At 35.8% G+C, this 16262-nt stretch carries 19 protein-coding genes; 15 read left to right on the top strand and 4 right to left on the bottom strand.

Translation table 11 applies throughout. The features are described 5' to 3' along the window. Positions 1-23 precede the first annotated feature (23 nt). Complete coding sequence (locus OXPF_RS07430; RefSeq protein ID WP_341442183.1) at positions 24-1220, top strand: M56 family metallopeptidase; 1197 nt, start codon at positions 24-26, stop codon at positions 1218-1220. A 19-nt stretch (positions 1221-1239) separates the two neighbouring features. On the opposite strand, the gene OXPF_RS07425 is transcribed toward OXPF_RS07430, so the two are convergent. Next, positions 1240-1434, bottom strand: a complete 195-nt coding sequence (locus OXPF_RS07425; protein ID WP_054874567.1) for a DUF4177 domain-containing protein — start codon at positions 1432-1434, stop codon at positions 1240-1242. A 234-nt stretch (positions 1435-1668) separates the two neighbouring features. On the opposite strand from OXPF_RS07425, the gene OXPF_RS07420 reads away from it, so the two are divergent. From OXPF_RS07420 to OXPF_RS07400, 6 genes are all read left to right on the top strand, one after another. Next, entirely contained in the window at positions 1669-2097 is a 429-nt protein-coding gene (locus tag OXPF_RS07420) for a hypothetical protein (protein WP_054874566.1), read from the top strand. A 118-nt stretch (positions 2098-2215) separates the two neighbouring features. Further along, on the top strand, positions 2216-4645 hold the full coding sequence (locus OXPF_RS07415; protein ID WP_054874565.1) for a DUF5050 domain-containing protein: 2430 nt from the start codon (positions 2216-2218) through the stop codon (positions 4643-4645). 423 nt (positions 4646-5068) lie between these two features. Beyond that, on the top strand, positions 5069-5707 hold the full coding sequence (locus OXPF_RS07410) for a cobalamin B12-binding domain-containing protein (protein ID WP_054874564.1): 639 nt from the start codon (positions 5069-5071) through the stop codon (positions 5705-5707). A 1-nt stretch (position 5708) separates the two neighbouring features. Beyond that, the gene (locus OXPF_RS07405; protein WP_054874563.1) at positions 5709-6854 is read left to right on the top strand and encodes a uroporphyrinogen decarboxylase family protein; all 1146 of its coding nucleotides are present in this window, start codon (positions 5709-5711) and stop codon (positions 6852-6854) included. Between the two features lie 20 nt (positions 6855-6874). After that, positions 6875-7018 carry a hypothetical protein gene (locus OXPF_RS22415; protein ID WP_160317174.1) on the top strand — a complete coding sequence of 48 codons (144 nt, stop codon included), beginning with the start codon at positions 6875-6877 and terminating at the stop codon, positions 7016-7018. A 183-nt stretch (positions 7019-7201) separates the two neighbouring features. Further along, complete coding sequence (locus tag OXPF_RS07400) at positions 7202-8287, top strand: helix-turn-helix domain-containing protein (RefSeq protein ID WP_054874562.1); 1086 nt, start codon at positions 7202-7204, stop codon at positions 8285-8287. 3 nt (positions 8288-8290) lie between these two features. Here the strand turns inward: OXPF_RS07400 and OXPF_RS07395 are convergent, their stop codons facing one another. Next, complete coding sequence (locus OXPF_RS07395; protein WP_054874561.1) at positions 8291-8767, bottom strand: 2-thiouracil desulfurase family protein; 477 nt, start codon at positions 8765-8767, stop codon at positions 8291-8293. Positions 8768-8874: 107 nt separating this feature from the next. Continuing rightward, the gene (locus OXPF_RS07390) at positions 8875-9213 is read right to left on the bottom strand and encodes a DUF3824 domain-containing protein (RefSeq protein ID WP_054874560.1); all 339 of its coding nucleotides are present in this window, start codon (positions 9211-9213) and stop codon (positions 8875-8877) included. A 182-nt stretch (positions 9214-9395) separates the two neighbouring features. Between OXPF_RS07390 and OXPF_RS07385 the strand changes: the two genes are divergently transcribed. The 6 genes from OXPF_RS07385 (at position 9396) to pdxR (ending at position 14610) form a co-directional block, all read left to right on the top strand. Further along, entirely contained in the window at positions 9396-10691 is a 1296-nt protein-coding gene (locus OXPF_RS07385; RefSeq protein WP_054874559.1) for an amidohydrolase, read from the top strand. Positions 10692-10861: 170 nt separating this feature from the next. Then, entirely contained in the window at positions 10862-11425 is a 564-nt protein-coding gene (locus OXPF_RS07380; RefSeq protein ID WP_054874558.1) for a LemA family protein, read from the top strand. A 13-nt stretch (positions 11426-11438) separates the two neighbouring features. Further along, entirely contained in the window at positions 11439-12227 is a 789-nt protein-coding gene (locus OXPF_RS07375; protein WP_054874557.1) for a TPM domain-containing protein, read from the top strand. Between the two features lie 128 nt (positions 12228-12355). Further along, positions 12356-12811 (top strand): hypothetical protein, encoded by a 456-nt coding sequence (locus tag OXPF_RS07370; protein ID WP_054874556.1) that lies wholly within the window; start codon positions 12356-12358, stop codon positions 12809-12811. A gap of 98 nt (positions 12812-12909) precedes the next feature. Next, positions 12910-13122, top strand: coding sequence for a hypothetical protein (locus OXPF_RS22410; RefSeq protein WP_160317173.1), 213 nt, complete (start codon positions 12910-12912; stop codon positions 13120-13122). 66 nt (positions 13123-13188) lie between these two features. Next, entirely contained in the window at positions 13189-14610 is a 1422-nt protein-coding gene (pdxR, locus tag OXPF_RS07360; protein ID WP_054874554.1) for a MocR-like pyridoxine biosynthesis transcription factor PdxR, read from the top strand. 31 nt (positions 14611-14641) lie between these two features. Here pdxR and OXPF_RS07355 read toward each other — a convergent pair whose 3' ends face one another. Then, positions 14642-14836 carry a DUF1858 domain-containing protein gene (locus tag OXPF_RS07355; RefSeq protein WP_083479743.1) on the bottom strand — a complete coding sequence of 65 codons (195 nt, stop codon included), beginning with the start codon at positions 14834-14836 and terminating at the stop codon, positions 14642-14644. Positions 14837-15084: 248 nt separating this feature from the next. On the opposite strand from OXPF_RS07355, the gene OXPF_RS07350 reads away from it, so the two are divergent. Together OXPF_RS07350 and OXPF_RS07345 are read left to right on the top strand one after the other, a co-directional pair. Continuing rightward, the gene (locus OXPF_RS07350) at positions 15085-15516 is read left to right on the top strand and encodes an NUDIX hydrolase (protein ID WP_054874553.1); all 432 of its coding nucleotides are present in this window, start codon (positions 15085-15087) and stop codon (positions 15514-15516) included. 90 nt (positions 15517-15606) lie between these two features. Further along, on the top strand, positions 15607-16242 hold the full coding sequence (locus OXPF_RS07345) for a YigZ family protein (RefSeq protein ID WP_054874552.1): 636 nt from the start codon (positions 15607-15609) through the stop codon (positions 16240-16242). Positions 16243-16262 lie beyond the last annotated feature (20 nt).

Here is a 16262-nt window from a genome sequence, read left to right as displayed (position 1 = left end):
TAAAAAAAATTGTTGCAACTTACTTGACACAAGGGTGGTTTAACCCTCTTGTGTGGATGGCATTCATGCTTATGGGCGCGGATATGGAAATGTCATGCGATGAAAGGGTATTAAAAGAGTTAGGAAGCAGCACTAAAAAAGCCTATTCAATGTCTCTTCTATCTTTAGCAGCACAGAAGCGGATAATAGGTGGAAGTCCGCTGGCCTTTGGAGAAGGAGATATAAAAAAGAGAATTAACAATGTGCTTAATTTTAAAAAGCATCCCCGTTCAGTAATAATTTTGGCTATAGCAGTAGCAGTAATTCTAGGCGTATGTTTTTCATCCAATAAAGTAACAGCAGGAATTGGAGACTACTATTTTTATGATTTCAGTGTAAACGGCCTTGCCCTGGGGGCTGATATAAATGAAATAGATACTTCATCCCTTACTCCTACAGCGCCGCTTGATATTAAAAACGGATATGATTATAATTTTGAAGAAGTGCGTTTCAGTGTCAATAAGGAAACCGGACGGTTAAATAAAATGATTGTTGGGGTAATAAATGGAGCCTATATACCATCTGTTATTGTTAACAGACAGGAAGGGCCTGTGTATATAAACAAAAGTTTAACTAATATTGAGGAAGTTATAGATATTTTCGGCGAGGGTAAAAGAGGATGGCAGGACAGGGAACAACAGCTTCGTTATGTGGAATATATCCATAAAGAAGGGCGGTTGTCTGCTACAGTCAAATTTGTATATACAGACGTTGAATTTGATGAAATAAAACATCGTCTTATATGGGTTATAGCAGAGAGCAATCTGCCATATCCTTACCCTGATTACAAAGCAAATGAAGTACAAACTGTTGAACCTCTTATATTCACCTCCGATGAAATAGACTTGATTAATCTTGGAACACTGGCGGTTGACACTTATATGAATTATCTCATGAGCGGAAAAACAGAAGTTGAGGAACGGATTGCATCATATAAGCTTAATGATATTTCCATACTTGCAGGGGATATTAACGAATTTTGTGTGGCTTTGAATTATGACTTTACTACTGATAACGACAGTTATATGAATCCGGCCCGAGGTGCAAAAGGGAAAGGCACCTGGACGGATAATTATTTTGAGATAAGAGTAAAGTACGCCTATGATAATGTATATTCTATAAAAAGCATAGGCACTGGCGGCGGAGGTCAGGGACTTAAACCATATGAACCGGTCGAATAGTGCTTGCTCCAAAATTATATCAAATCTTTCTTTTAAAAATGGCGATAACCTCTCTGGTTGCTCCATATGATTGATTGGTGTCAAAGCAGGATATGAGCTCCCATCCCTGTGAGCCTAAAGCGTTAAGCTGAGTTTCAAAACCTTGCAGTTCAAGGATACCGCCGGAAAAGCCCTTTGTTTCAAATTTAATGGTGTGATATTCCCATTTGTCCATATTTTAAATCCTCCAATCAGATTTAGCTTATTATCATTATATCAGAATAACCGTTTAAAAATATCTTAACTCTTTGTAAATAAAAATAAGAGTTCTATAAGTTAGATAATGCTCAAACAGTGATGGCTCTATTTTCGCTGAAAAAGGCGATATTGAGAAGAATACCATATGGAAGAGGGAGTTTATGTATCAAATGAAATATAAAAAGGTAGAGTAAAAAGAAGGGGATCTATAATGTTAATAATATTTATGTTTATATTTACTTTATACGCTGCGGTTATTTTCATATTTTCATTAAATGGATTAAGAAAATCAAAAGAAACCATCTATAAAGTTTTAGCATCTTTGACATGGGCTTACCTGTTATTTGCGGCTGTTTTTCTTATAAACACAGCGCTGACTCCTAAAGTAATTCCCAACAGCGACAGTTCTTTTACCTTTGAAGGACATCAGTATGCCGTAGAGAATTTCGGAGAATTTCCGGATAGAAAAGATTTGAAAAAAGTAGCTTTTGTTATATATCCTTCAGATTCAAAATTAGAGGAATTTATAAGCAGCCTTTTATTTCCGTCCAGGCTTTATATTGTTAAGAATGATACTGAAAAGGATGTTCTGTGGGAAGTAGGGCTTATGCTTGAGGTGAAATATAAGAAGATGGAGTAAAATCCGTTTTTTTTTTGGGAATGTCTGCATTTTCTTGTACATTTAACCTGATGATTTACTGAGACATAGTGTATACAATTAGAGTGTATATCAATGAAGAAAGGCGGATTACAGGATAATGCACAAGAATAAAATATTGATACATCTTTGCTTTTTCATTCTCACATTTTTAACTGCAACATTTTATTTTACCAATGATGCTTTTGCTGCTGAACCTGAATTTAACAGACTGTATGGTCAAGACAGATATGCTACAAATTTATCTATTACGAAAAATGGATGGACTGATGCTTCAAATATTGTAATTGCAAGTGGAGAAGATTTCCCGGATGCCCTTTGTGCAGCACCGCTGGCAAAGGCCAAGAATGCTCCTATTATATTATCTCAAAGGGAAAAGCTTAACGACGCGGCAATAGATGAAATAAAAAGGCTGAAAGCCGTTAATGCCTATATAATAGGCGGAACAGGAGTTATCTCTGAAAATATAGAAGACCAGCTTAAAAGCCTAGGTATAGCGTTTGTGAGGCTTGCGGGAAATGACAGGTATCAGACATCAGTGAAGGTAGCAGAACTTCTCGGAACCGAGAATGGTGTGGTGGTGGCTACAGGAGAAAATTTTCCTGATGCGCTCGGAATAGCACCAATATCAGCAAAGCTTGGAATGCCAATACTTCTTTCATCAAAGGATGCGCTTCCTGCCGATGTCAGCGTCTATTTAAAAGGGAAAAATGTTCCGGCTTCTTATGTAGTAGGAGGCATAGGAGTATTAAGTGACAATGTGAAATCCTCTTTAAATAATCCTAAAAGATTAGATGGAATAGACAGATATTATACAAATATAAACATATTGGTGGAATTTGAAAAGGAGATTGATTTCACTTCAGTTTATGTGGCATCGGGGGATGATTTTCCAGACGCTCTTTCTGGAAGCGTATTGGCTGCAAATTCCGGTTCTCCAATAGTCCTTGTAAGTGATTTAGGAGTTGAGAGTACACTGGATTTCCTTGAGACTTTAAACAGCAGCAAAGTGAATATCCTAGGGGGAACAGGTGCTGTAACTGCCGGAATAGAAAATGACCTAAAAAATATTATGAAGCATCGTATTATAACGAAAGTAGATGATTTGTCAGATGTTGCTTTTATAGGTGAAGATTATCATTTTCCTGATAATGCTATGGTAATGTATGATGATTCAAGTTTAAAGCTGATTCCTGTTAAATGGAATTCAAACAGCCTTGATACTTCAAAGAAGGGGACATATGATTTTGAAGGCACAATAGCAGGTTACTCCGGAAAAGTTAAATTAAATACAAGAGTTATAGAAGAAACAGGCAGTTTGAACGGTAATTTAGAAAATGGAGGATATGTTGCTTATTATAAAGGCGATCTATATTACAATAATTATCTGGAAAACTATTATATATATAAACATGGTAAAAATGGAATGCCGCATACAAAAATAAGCAACGAATCTGCTGTATATATAAGTATTGTAAATGATTGGATATACTATAAAGCTTTCGATGATAGCAGCAAATTAAGAAGGATGAGATTGGATGGCACTGAAGTTACAACAGTCGTAAATGAAAGCGTGTCAGCTTATTATGTAGTTGGAGAATGGATATATTATACTACAAACACCCAGGGCAAATCTGACTTTTATATGATGAAAGAAGACGGTTCAAATAAAACCAGAATAAGCGGCGATGACATTGGTTATATAGTAGAATCAGATGATTATCTATATTATGAAAATATAAGCGACAATGGTACTATTTGGAAAATGAAGCTAGATGGCAGTAACAGGAAAAAAGTTTCGGTAGACAGCGGATATTCCATTAATATTATAGATGGTTGGATATACTATGTTAATATAAGCGATAACAAAAAGATTTACAAAATTAAAACAGATGGTACAGGTAGAGTTATAGTTTGTGATGATAGCGTAGAAAATTTCAATATTTATAATGGATGGATATATTATTCGAATAGGTCTGATAATAGTAAATTTTACAGAATAAGAACAGACGGGACAGACAAATCAAAATTTTTAGATACAAGAGTAGGTTCTATAATGATATTCGGTGAATTAATAGTATATCAATCAAATGACGGCAGTAGCACCCTGTATATGGCCAAACTTGATGGAAGTGCAAGTGACAGGTTTGCAATTAATTATGTATATGACAAAGAATCCAACGATGATATTGGCAATGCTCAGGATTACAGGTTAATTGTTCCTTGGGAGTATTCATATGAAATTTTAGGAAGCCTTGAAAATAACGATACCGATATATATAGAATACAGCCAAATCTTAATAGTACTCTAACTATTGTTTTTGTATCTGTAGGTATAGGGAACAAGGCCGAAATTAGTTTTCTTGACGAGTGGGGTAATTCATTCGGGAGTATTGAAACAAGCAGTGATGGAGCTGCATATATAGAAGTGCCTAATCTCTTGCCGGGGACTTATTATATCAAAGTCAGTTCAAAACAAGGGTTGTCAATGGGAACAAATAAATATAATCTGATATCATGGCGGGATTAACAGCAAAATACAATATCTTGTATAAGGAGATATCTCAATTAGAGGTATATCCTTATTATTTTTATGATTTTTATTATATATATATTTATTGTAATTATCACGAACCTTTGAATGTTGCAGACTTATACTAGCACAGATATAACTTAAAATTAATTAAATTACTGATAATTATTAAAATCTATCCAAATAATTACATTTAAAGAGATTATACAAGCATTATTATTCTATTTACAAAATATTAGAAAAAATAATATAATACAATATTTGTACATATGTTACAATAAAGTTAAACTTATCTTAATATAGATAAAATTACTATCAAAGCATCCGGCGGATTATATTGTATAGAAAGTGGACAACTCCGTGATAGCAGAAATAGTAATTATATATAATCATTTCAATATTTTAAGGAGGTATTCATTTATGGTGGACTTAAAAGCATTGACAGCGTCAGTAGGCGAATTGGATGAGGAAAAGGTACTTGAAGTATTAAACGGTTTTGTAGCTTCAAATCCTTCAGAAGAAGATGCTCAGAAAGTTGTGGCAGCTTGCCAGAGTGGAATGGCAATAGTCGGCGACCTTTATGAAAAAGGTGAATATTTCGTAGGAGACCTAATATTTGCCGGAGAACTTCTTACAAATGCAATCAATACATTAAAACCAGTATTAGGAAGCGGGAGCACCGCAAGTGCAGGTTCAATAGTTTTAGGCACTGTTGCAGGCGACTTGCATGATATCGGAAAGAACATATTCAAGAGCATGTGTGAAGCTGCAGGCTTTACAGTTTACGATTTGGGAATTGATCAGCCGGCATCAGCTTTTATTGACAAGATAAAGGAAGTTAAACCAAAGGTTGTAGGCATGAGCGGCGTATTAACCCTTGCACTTGAGGCTATGAAAGATACCGTTGATGCCATTAAAGAAGCAGGGCTTCGTGACAGCGTTAAAATCATAATTGGCGGAAATCCGGTAACTAAGGAAGCTTGTGCCCAGATAGGCGCGGATGCTTTCACTACAAACGCAGCAGAAGGCGTTAAAATATGCCAGGGGTGGGTGAAGTAATATGTCAGATAATACTTTGATGAACGAGAGGAATCAACTCTTTATCGATATCTGCAATAATAAGAAACCCAAGAGAGTACCTGTAACTGCAGGTGTTACTGTTGAAGCAGCCATAGAAAAGATGGGTTATTCACTAAAACGTGAATTATACAGCCCTGAAAAGTGCTTCGAAGCAGCAGACGAAATGGCAAAACTTTTCGATACAGACACACTACCGACCGTACCTTTTACTCAAGCAGCAGTTTTTCGTTACATAGACCAGAAATTCATGCAGCCCGGAGCAGACGGATTCTTCCAGCATCCAAACATAGCACCTCTTGAACTTGATGAATACCCCGAATTTAACAAAGACCCCTTTGAGTTTATAGTAAATAAAATACAGCCCCGTGTATTTGGAATTTTAAATGAAGACCCCGTTTTAGGGCATCTTAAAATAAAAATAGCCCGCGATGTTGTAGCATCAAAATTCGCCGGTATGGCTCCAAAGTTGGTTGAAAAGTACCAGCGTGCTACGGCAATAACAGGCTGTAACCTTCTTTGGGCTCCTTTTGATTTCATAGCCGACTACATAAGAAGCTTCTCAACTATGATTATGGATATGAAGAGAAAGCCTCAGTGGGTATTGGATGCTTGCGAAGCAGTGCTTCAGTATGAAATTGAGCAGATTAAAAATACTCCCAAAAGAGGAACTATTCCTATGATAAGCTATCCATTGCATATGCCTCCCTTTATGAGACATAGCGAAGTAGAGAAATTCTGGTGGCCATCATTCAAGAAATTGATGATTGCCACTCAGGAAGCCGGATTCATCCCAAGTATTTTCTGCGAACAGAATTGGGATGCTCATCTTGATCTATTAAATGACCTTCCCGGAACGGTTATAATCGGTTTTGAAACTTCAAATCCCAAACTGGTTGTTGAAAAGGTTGCAACCCGCCATATCTATCAGAATTTTTATCCTGCGGATATATTGAAGCATGGCACAGTTGAGCAGTGCGTTGAGGAAGCAAAGCGTACAATCGATACAGTAGCCGGTGCCGGAAACTATATATTCAGCATGAGCAGAGGCATGATAAGAGGCAGTGACTTTAAAACAGAAAACCTCCAGGCAGTTATTGAGTGCGTAAAAGAATACGGAAAATATTAATGTAGGAAAGGATGAAATCTATGGAAAAGAAATATGGTTCTGTTCTTTCAAGAGAAGAATTGATTGAAAAGTATAATCTGTCTGAAGATGACCAGGTATATCTTTTGGATATATTCATGGATATAGAAAAAGAAATTTTCAGATTTTTATCTTATCACCTATAAAATTAAATCAATATTTTTATACCCTGGCTTATGTCAGGGTATAATTTTTGGATGATATTTCTTAACGGTTAAGTAAAAATGCCTATGAGTTAAACAAGCCTCCATTGTCTTTATTTTATTAAACAATTACAATAAAAACAGATTTAAGCTTTTTATTTATTCTACGGCAGGAGAGTTGATTATATGGAATTAAATATAGGTGAAATAATTATAGAAAAACGCAAAGAAAAGGGATGGACTCAGGAGCAGCTTGCAAATGCTGTAGGGGTATCCACCCCAGCGGTAAGCAAATGGGAGACTGGTAGCACATATCCCGATATAACATTGCTTTCACCCATAGCAAGAGCACTGAATATATCAGTTAATGAATTGCTTTCCTATGAGAAAGTACTTTCAGAAGAAAAAGTGAATGAGCTCAGGAAAAAGGCTTTGCATATTTATGAGTCTCAAGGGTTTAATGCAGGATGGGAATTTTGTCAAAAGGTTATTCAGGAATACCCTAACAGCATTGCTTTAAAATTTAATATCGGCGGTTTATTTCAAAGTTTTATGCTATTAAAAGAAGACCGTAATAAAGAAAAAATTAAAATGTATTACAAAAAGGCAGCTGAAATTTATGAAGACGTATTAAACAGCGGAAATCAGAAGTATACCTATACCGCAACCACTATTTTGATAGTTTATTATACCGTTTTAGACGAACTCGATAAGGCAGAAAAGTTATTGGAACGCTTGCCAAAAGAAAAAATCGATACAGACATGCTTTCTGCATCAATATATGCTTTGCGTAATAAAAAAGATGAAGCTATCAAATTGACACAGGAAATGATAAAGCGCAATTTATCAAGAATAAGTCAATCCCTGGATATACTATGCGCCTACGCCCATGAAGAGGAGAATATAGATAAGGCCTATTTACTTGCAAAAATAAATTTTGAGATGACAAAATTGTTTGATGTTAAAGAAGGTGCCGCGTATTATTATATGATCAAAATTTTATCTCTAAAAGGAGATATAGAAAATGCCCTTCATTATTTTGAAGAGCATGTAAAAAGCATTCTTGAATTAAGCTATGATTATTCGAATAACCCAGTTTTTGATAAATTAAATGGGTATCCAAATGATTTATCCTATATCAAAAAAGTTCTGGCACAAAGTATACTTGAAGGAGAAGGATATGATACGTTAAAAAATGAGCCTCGCTATAAAGAGGCAGTAAGCAAGCTAAAACCTCTTGTTGATGCAGAAACCAATACATTCAGTGAATAAGCTTTAAAGACAAAGAAGGCTTTGCAGCAGTTTATCAGTAACTTCATTTTCGCTGTATACTCTGATTCCGTTTTGTCTTAATAGCTCGGCAGTAACCCCCGCACCTCTTATTAAAGAATTGGCGAAGGTGCCGTCATATATTTCATTGCAACCGCAGGATGGGCTTTTTTCTTTTAGTATAGCAGCTGAAACGGGCAGCATCTTGGCAAGCTTTAAAACCTCTTTTGCACCTTTTACAAAATAATATGTACAGTCTTCGCCTTTTACAGTTATTACTTTTGCATGACCTTTTATTACATCCTCGCCGGTCCCGGCTTTTATTTCCGCTGCTTCTCTAGGCGTAGGCAGGCCGCCTAACTGCTCCGGACATATGGGGATATATTTTTCAAGATGGCTGTATTTTAATAAAAGGTCATTGCAATTTGACGTGCCGTTATATTTTGTATCCAAGCCTAATAGACAGGAACTTACAAGAATCATAATTTCACACTCCTTAAAAACCTACTTATATTATAATGTTATTCAAATAAGTTTTCCTTATGTATTTTATATAAAACAAAAAGAGCAGCCCATGCTGCTCATTATTGTTACTGTAAAGGTGTACTGTCATCCAGATTAAAAGGCGGTATAAAGGGTGCCTGACTCTGATCATTCTGGTATGCTTCTTCATATTCTCTTTCATCTCTGTGTTTGCGGTGTTTCTTTTTTCTTTTTTTCTCTTTTCTGCTTTCATTTCTGTATCCTTCATATTCCTCATAGGCAAAAGGAGCACCGCCTCCAAAGGCGCCATCTCCCTTTAATCCATTTCCAAATCCGAAAACCACTAAAGCTATAAGTAACATAATCCATATAGTACGGTTATTACCAAAAATCCCGGTATTATTGTTATTTGTATTATTATCTGCAAATAGTGCTCCAAGGTTCATAGACTTCCCCCCTAAATATGAGAGCGGTTATATGTACTCTTCTATTCTATATTATGAATAAGTTCCGTCTGTGTGCCTTTATTATTTCTAATATTACTACTAAGCCTTTTAATATTTGTTATAATATTAATTATTAATGGAAATTTTTCTATAAATAAAATGATATACGAGGAGTTGGTAATATGAAGACATTGATAAAGGATTGCTGCATTATAAAAATGACAAATGAAAATGAAATAATAAAAAAGGGATATATACTCATTGAGGAGGACAAAATTTCCAAAATAGGAGAAGGAGAATATAAAGATTTAAAAGATGAAAAGCTTAACATCATAGACGGGGAGGGTACTGCAGCTATCCCCGGGCTTATAAATACTCACACCCATTGCTCAATGACATTGTTAAGGGGTTATGGTGAAGGCTTGCCCCTCATGAAATGGCTTAATGAAAAAATCTGGCCTTTTGAAGCCAAGCTAGATGCTGAGGATATATACATTGGCGCCGAACTGGCGGCATTGGAGATGATAAAGAGCGGAACAACATGTTTTCTTGATATGTATTATTTTGAGGATGATATCTGCAAAGCAGTAGGTCAATCGGGAATAAGAGGCATCATATGCACACCTGTTATAGGAGACGACTGGCAGCAACGAATTGAAAGATTCAAAGCTTTTTATAAAAGAAACAACGGAAGCTTTGACGGAAGAATAATTAATATGCTTGCTCCTCACGCGCCTTATACATGTACAAGAGAATCATTGGAACAAAGCGCAAAGGCTGCAAAGGAAATGAACTGCGGATTGCATATACATATAGCCGAAACTCTTGATGAGGTTGAAACCATCAATAAAACTTACGGATGCTCACCTGTTGAATTTCTTGAGCAAACAGGCATATTTGAAAATAAAGTAATTGCAGCCCATTGCGTTCATATAAGCGACAAGGATATGGAAATACTAAAAAAATACAATGTTACTGCTGCTCATTGCCCTCAGAGCAATATGAAGCTTTCAAGCGGTATATCTCCTGTATCAAAAATGCTTGCTTTAGGCATAAATGTGTCTTTAGGGACTGACGGTGCCTCCAGCAACAATAATCTTGATATGATAGAGGAAATGCAGACGGCTTCTTATCTTCAAAAGCTCTCCACCAGTGATGCAACGGCATTATCTCCTTACGAAACATTAGAGATGGCAACTGTAAACGGCGCAAAAGCGTTGGGTTTGGAGAAGGAAATAGGCAAACTGGATGTAGGAATGAAGGCTGACATAGTATTGATTGATTTAAACAAACCTCATATGGTGCCAATATTTGACGTATGTGCCAACATAGTATACAGCGGTTCGGGCAAGGATGTAAAAACCGTTATAGTAAACGGAAAAACAGTCATGGAAGATTATGTTGTCAAAACCATGAATGAAAAAGATATATTGAACAGTGTTAAAAAGTCCGTGGAAAATATTCTCAGCCGCCAATAATGATATTTATCACGAAAATTTCATATATTAGAATGGACATCTTAATTATCAATTATTAATCAGCAGTTTATAGCCTGTTAATAAATGAATGCTATAATGATTTCAACGTGGAATTTACGAAATAAATTTTATAAAGTATTTTGGTCATAAGTATATGAGGAGGTAAAAAAATGAAGTCAAAATTTATGCCCATAGTAGTAATAATCGCAATAATTGCTGTCCTGGGAATGTGGATAGCAGGAACATATAATGGATTGGTCAGTAAAAGTGAAGAAGCAAAAACACAGCAAAGCAATATACAAACACAGCTTCAGAGAAGGGCAGATTTAATACCTAATCTTGTTAACACAGTTAAAGGATATGCAGCCCATGAAAGCGAAGTTATACAAAGTGTTGCTGATGCAAGAAGCAAGCTTGCCGGTGCAGCAAGCACTCAGGAGGCGTTGAATGCCAACGACGAGTTAAACTCAGCTTTATCAAGGCTTTTGGTAGTTGTTGAAAACTATCCTGATTTAAAGGCTAACGCCAACTTCAGAGATTTGCAGGCTCAGTTAGAAGGCACCGAAAACAGGATTACCGTTGCAAGAAAGGATTATAATACGGCTGTTCAGGATTACAACACAAGCATTAAAAGATTTCCTACAGTTATAATCGCAAACATTTTCGGTTATAAAGAATTGCCTTATTTTGAAGCTTCACCTCAGAGTCAAAATGTTCCTGAAGTAAATTTCTAAGGGGAAGATTTAAATGTTAAAAATAAAAAGGGTATTGTTGTCCTTAAGTATACTGATATTTATACTGCCACTTGCGGCAAAAGCCCAAAGCTCCCTTACGTTTCCGAAGCCTACCGAATACGGATATGTAAATGATTATGCCAATATTTTGAGCAATGAAACAGAGCAGAATATATTTTTAATGGGGCAGGAGCTTGATAATAAGACAAACGCTCAGATAGTAGTCGTAACAATGGATAAGCTACCTGCCGATATAACCATCGAAGAATATGCTAATGAATTATTCAGAGCATGGGGTATTGGGGATGCAAAATTAAATAACGGATTATTAATCCTAGTGAATATGGACCCTGAGGACAGAGCTATCAGAACAGAAGTGGGAGATGGTTTAGAAGGCAGAATCCCCGATGCTATCTCCCACAGGATAACAGACGAAATAATAATACCCTATTTTATGGAAGGTGATTATGACAACGGTTTGTTAAAGGGGTATTATGAAATATGCAGCAGGGTGGCAGAAGAATACGGAGTTTCCTTATCTAGGGATTATGAGGTTGAAGAAAGAAATGTTCCAAGTCCCAGGACTTCAAATCTGCCGGCAATAATAGCAATTATATTATTTTTTGCTTTTGATGGTCTGTTTTTAAAATTCAGGATTATAAGACTTATTTTCTATATCCTTGCAAGCTCCAGATTCCGTGGAGGAGGCGGAGGCTTCGGCGGTGGCGGACGTTCCGGCGGAGGTTTTGGCGGCTTTGGAGGAGGACGCTCAAGCGGCGGAGGCTCAACAGGAAGATGGTAAAGGCATGTTTAAGCATGCCTTTTTATTTTCGTTTATATATTTACTTGACGGTTTATAAATTAAGTAATTTTTTATTGCCACCGGAATATTATTAAAATGAATAGCTATATGTAGAGGGAGGTGTCTATATGGACGGCCCTAACGATATACCTCAGCCGGCGGGAGACCGTGATTTGAACATCCCTGCATTGATAGGCGAAGAGGAATTAGCAGCTGAGTTTCCGGCGGCTGTGGGTGGAGAAGAAGCAATTGTAAATATAACAGGCGAACTTGGAAGAATTCTTGCTGTTTTAACAGCAGTCAATGATATAAGAGATCAGGTAATAAGACTGGGATTGAATCCATCCTTGAGATTTGCAATAGAAGTTGAAGTCAGTCCAGTTATAGGCATTCTCACCGCATTAGCTACTGCAGCAGACTTTTACTCCGTAGCTGCATTTAATCTTTCAAATATAAATTTTTCAAAAACCCATGAGATAAAAAAAATACTGAATTTGATATATGATATAACCGACCTTTCAGAGGATGTCTTAGAGGTTGCGACCAAACTTGTTTTATCTACTTTGCCAAAATCCCATGACTGATTTTGTTTCTGAATATTGATTTTGGGGTATTATATGCTTAAAGGAAAATAAAGAAAGAAGATGAAAATTTGGAGCATTTATGCCCACTGTGCAACGGATTGAATAATTATCAAAGGTACTGTTCAAAATGCGGCACTAAAATGGAGGATGAGGGAAGGGTGCAGGATTATTATGATAATTACAGTCCTTATTTAAGCTACGGAATAACGGATTTGGCAGATGGCGAGCCTCCGGATATTTGTCAGCACATATTTACTTGTCCTACCTGCAATAACGATGATATTGTCAATATAACAAAGACCTTTAAATGATTTATTGACAATTTAGATTAAAGGTGACAATATATATTAAATATACAAACTCAGGGGGAAAGAAGAATGGATACCAATCTGCAGATATATTTGGACAAAAACTCAAAGGAAGCAATGTATTTGCAGTTATATAAGAAATTAAAAAGCCTCATTGAAAATTCAGCTTTAACCGATAATTATAGACTGCCATCTATAAGAAAGATGGGACAACACTTAAATGTAAACAACAGCACTGTAATAAATGCCTACAAGCTTTTGGAAGCAAACGGCTATGCTTATAGCAGAGAAGGCAGCGGCATTTATGTAATCAACAAGGGCAAAACTATCTCTAACATTGAAAACAACAGAACAGAATTCAATATCAATCCGTCAGCCATTGTCTCTAAACCTTCCCCAACCCTTGATTTTTCAAGTTCTACGCCTGATGGGGGTATTTTTCCTACATCCTGGTTTAAAGAAGTGGTAAATGAAGTATTAGACCGTGACGGTGGACAGGCATTTGGATATACTGAATCCTTAGGATATGCCCCATTAAGGCAGATCATAGCCCAATATATGAATGATGAAGGAATAAGATGTACTGAAGATAATATACAGATAATATCCGGTGCACAGCAGGGAATAGACATAATTTCAAGGGTTATGATTGATTACGGAGATATAATTATAACCGAGCGCCCCACCTATACAGGTGCCATTGCCCTCTTTAAATCAAGAGGAGCAAATATGATTGATATTCCCATAAGTGATAGGGGAATAGATATTGATGAGCTTATAAAAGTTCTTAAAATCACCCAGCCTAAATTTATATATATGATGAGTAATTTTCAGAATCCCACCGGTTATTCTTATGATTTTAAAACAAAGGAGAATTTATTGCAGCTTGCCGAAAAATATGATTTTTTTATAATAGAAGATGATTATTTATCAGAACTTTATTTCGGCCAGCAAAAAGCTGTTACCTTAAAATCCATGGATACTTACGACAGATGTATTTTTATTAAAAGCTTTTCAAAGATATTTATGCCGGGCATAAGGCTGGGATTCTTAATAGTACCTTCAAAGTTAAGAGAAAAAACCCTTGCTGTTAAGCATTTTACCGATATTTCAAGCTCTGGCTTTATGCAAAGAGTCTTTGACCTTTTTATAAGAAAAGATATGTTTATAAACCATATTAATATGATGAGGGCAATATTTAAAGAGAGATATGAGGTTATAACGGAAATATTAGATAAAAATACAGATATCTTAAGCTATTTTAAACCTGAAGGCGGAATGCATTTATGGCTAAAGCTGAATAAAGAGCTTTCATCTAACATACTGTATTCCTACAGTTTAAAAGGCGGTCTTATAATATCTCCAGGCTCCATATTCTATACAGATAAACTCCATAGTGAATATTTCAGATTAAGCTATGCTTCAACGGATATTGATAAGATACAAAAAGGGGTAAATGTGCTCATTAAAAATATAAATGAAATTATATAAAATAAAACGGGACATATGTCCCGTTCCACTTTTATTGCTTAACTGCTTCATTAAGATCTTTCATTAACTTTTCAACATTAATTCCATGAGCCAGAGCACCCTGCTCCAGATTTTCAAACCTTGCAGCCATTCAGCCGAAACAGTGCATTCCATGCTTTAAGAATACTTCAACTGTCTCGGGGTATGTTTCAACTACATCGGTTATTGACATTTCCTTTGTGATCATAATTTCACCCCCGTTAAGTATATTATATCCAAGTATTTTTTAAGATTACCTTGTAACCAATGGAAAACAATTTAATACTTATCATAAATTTCTTTTATTGAGAAATAAGTTATTTGCTGAATATTTTTAACATTATTGTATTATAATATTAAAAAAATGTAAATTATTTAATGATTTCTTAAAGCTATTGAATTAATAGTAAAATTAATATATTATATTATTAAGACAAATGAAAGGGGGCTTTTACCATGCTGATAAGGAATTGCGCCGGAGGCGTAGTCTTCGACGGCGAGAAAGTATTCTTGTTAAAAAATGAAAAAGATGAATGGGTCTTACCAAAGGGTGTGATTCGTAATGGTTACCTGTCAAATGAAGTTGCTGTTGATAGAGTTAAAAAAGAAGCAGGAATTTCAGCAGAGATTATTTCAACGGCAGGGCAGACTAATTACGAATTTTTTTCTTTTACAAGAAAAAAACCCGTATGCAACAGAATTACCTGGTATATTATGAAGGCCCTGGACAGCAGTTTTAACGTTTCAAAAGAAGATGGATTCCAGGATGGCTGCTTTTTTACGCTGGAAGAAGCGCTTGACAGAATATCTTACAGTCAGGATAAAGCTTTAGTTAGGTTGTCCTACGATAAATATAAAGAGATGATAACCCAATTAGCTTTGGCATAACATCTTGGGAGTGGAGAAATCTGCTCCTTTTGTTTGTCTAAAATAAGAAAAATATATATACCTATTTGTTTGCTGTCGGAGAGAGTAAAAATGAAGGAATATCTTACAATACTAAAAGAAGATCAGGATGAATATATAGAAAAGAAATCCAGGTTTATTTGCACCGTAAAGCCGGTTTTAACTGAAATAGAAGCTCAAGATTTTATAAGAAGCATAAATGAGAAGTGCAAGGATGCCACTCATAATTGCTATGCCTATATAGTTACAGAAAATGTAGAGATTCAAAGGGCTAATGATGACGGAGAGCCCCAGGGAACTGCAGGCCTTCCCATACTTGAAGTAATTAAAAAAGAAGGCCTTACAAATATCTGTGTGGTGGTTACAAGATATTTCGGAGGTATACTCCTAGGAGCAGGGGGATTGGTGAGGGCATATTCGCAAGCTGCAAGGAAGGGCATACATAAAGCGGGAATATGCAGAATGGCACCTTATTCAAGGCTTAAGGCCATAGTTAATTATACGCTCTACGGCAAAATTCAAAACAGTATGTCAGCCATGGGAAATAACATAATAAACGTTGAATATTCAGATGTTGTAACCATGTATATAAGAGTTAAAAGCGTGAACCTTAATAACACTATGAATGTAATAACTGAAATTTCTTGTGGTGAAGCTGTACTTGATGTAATAGAAAATTATTATGATGCAGACGAATCCTATAAATAAAAATAGAACTTTCATTGGGT

Source organism: Oxobacter pfennigii (assembly GCF_001317355.1).
In the GTDB taxonomy this organism is placed as follows: Bacteria; Bacillota; Clostridia; order Clostridiales; family Oxobacteraceae; genus Oxobacter; species Oxobacter pfennigii.
This window is presented reverse-complemented; position numbering and strand designations above follow the sequence as displayed.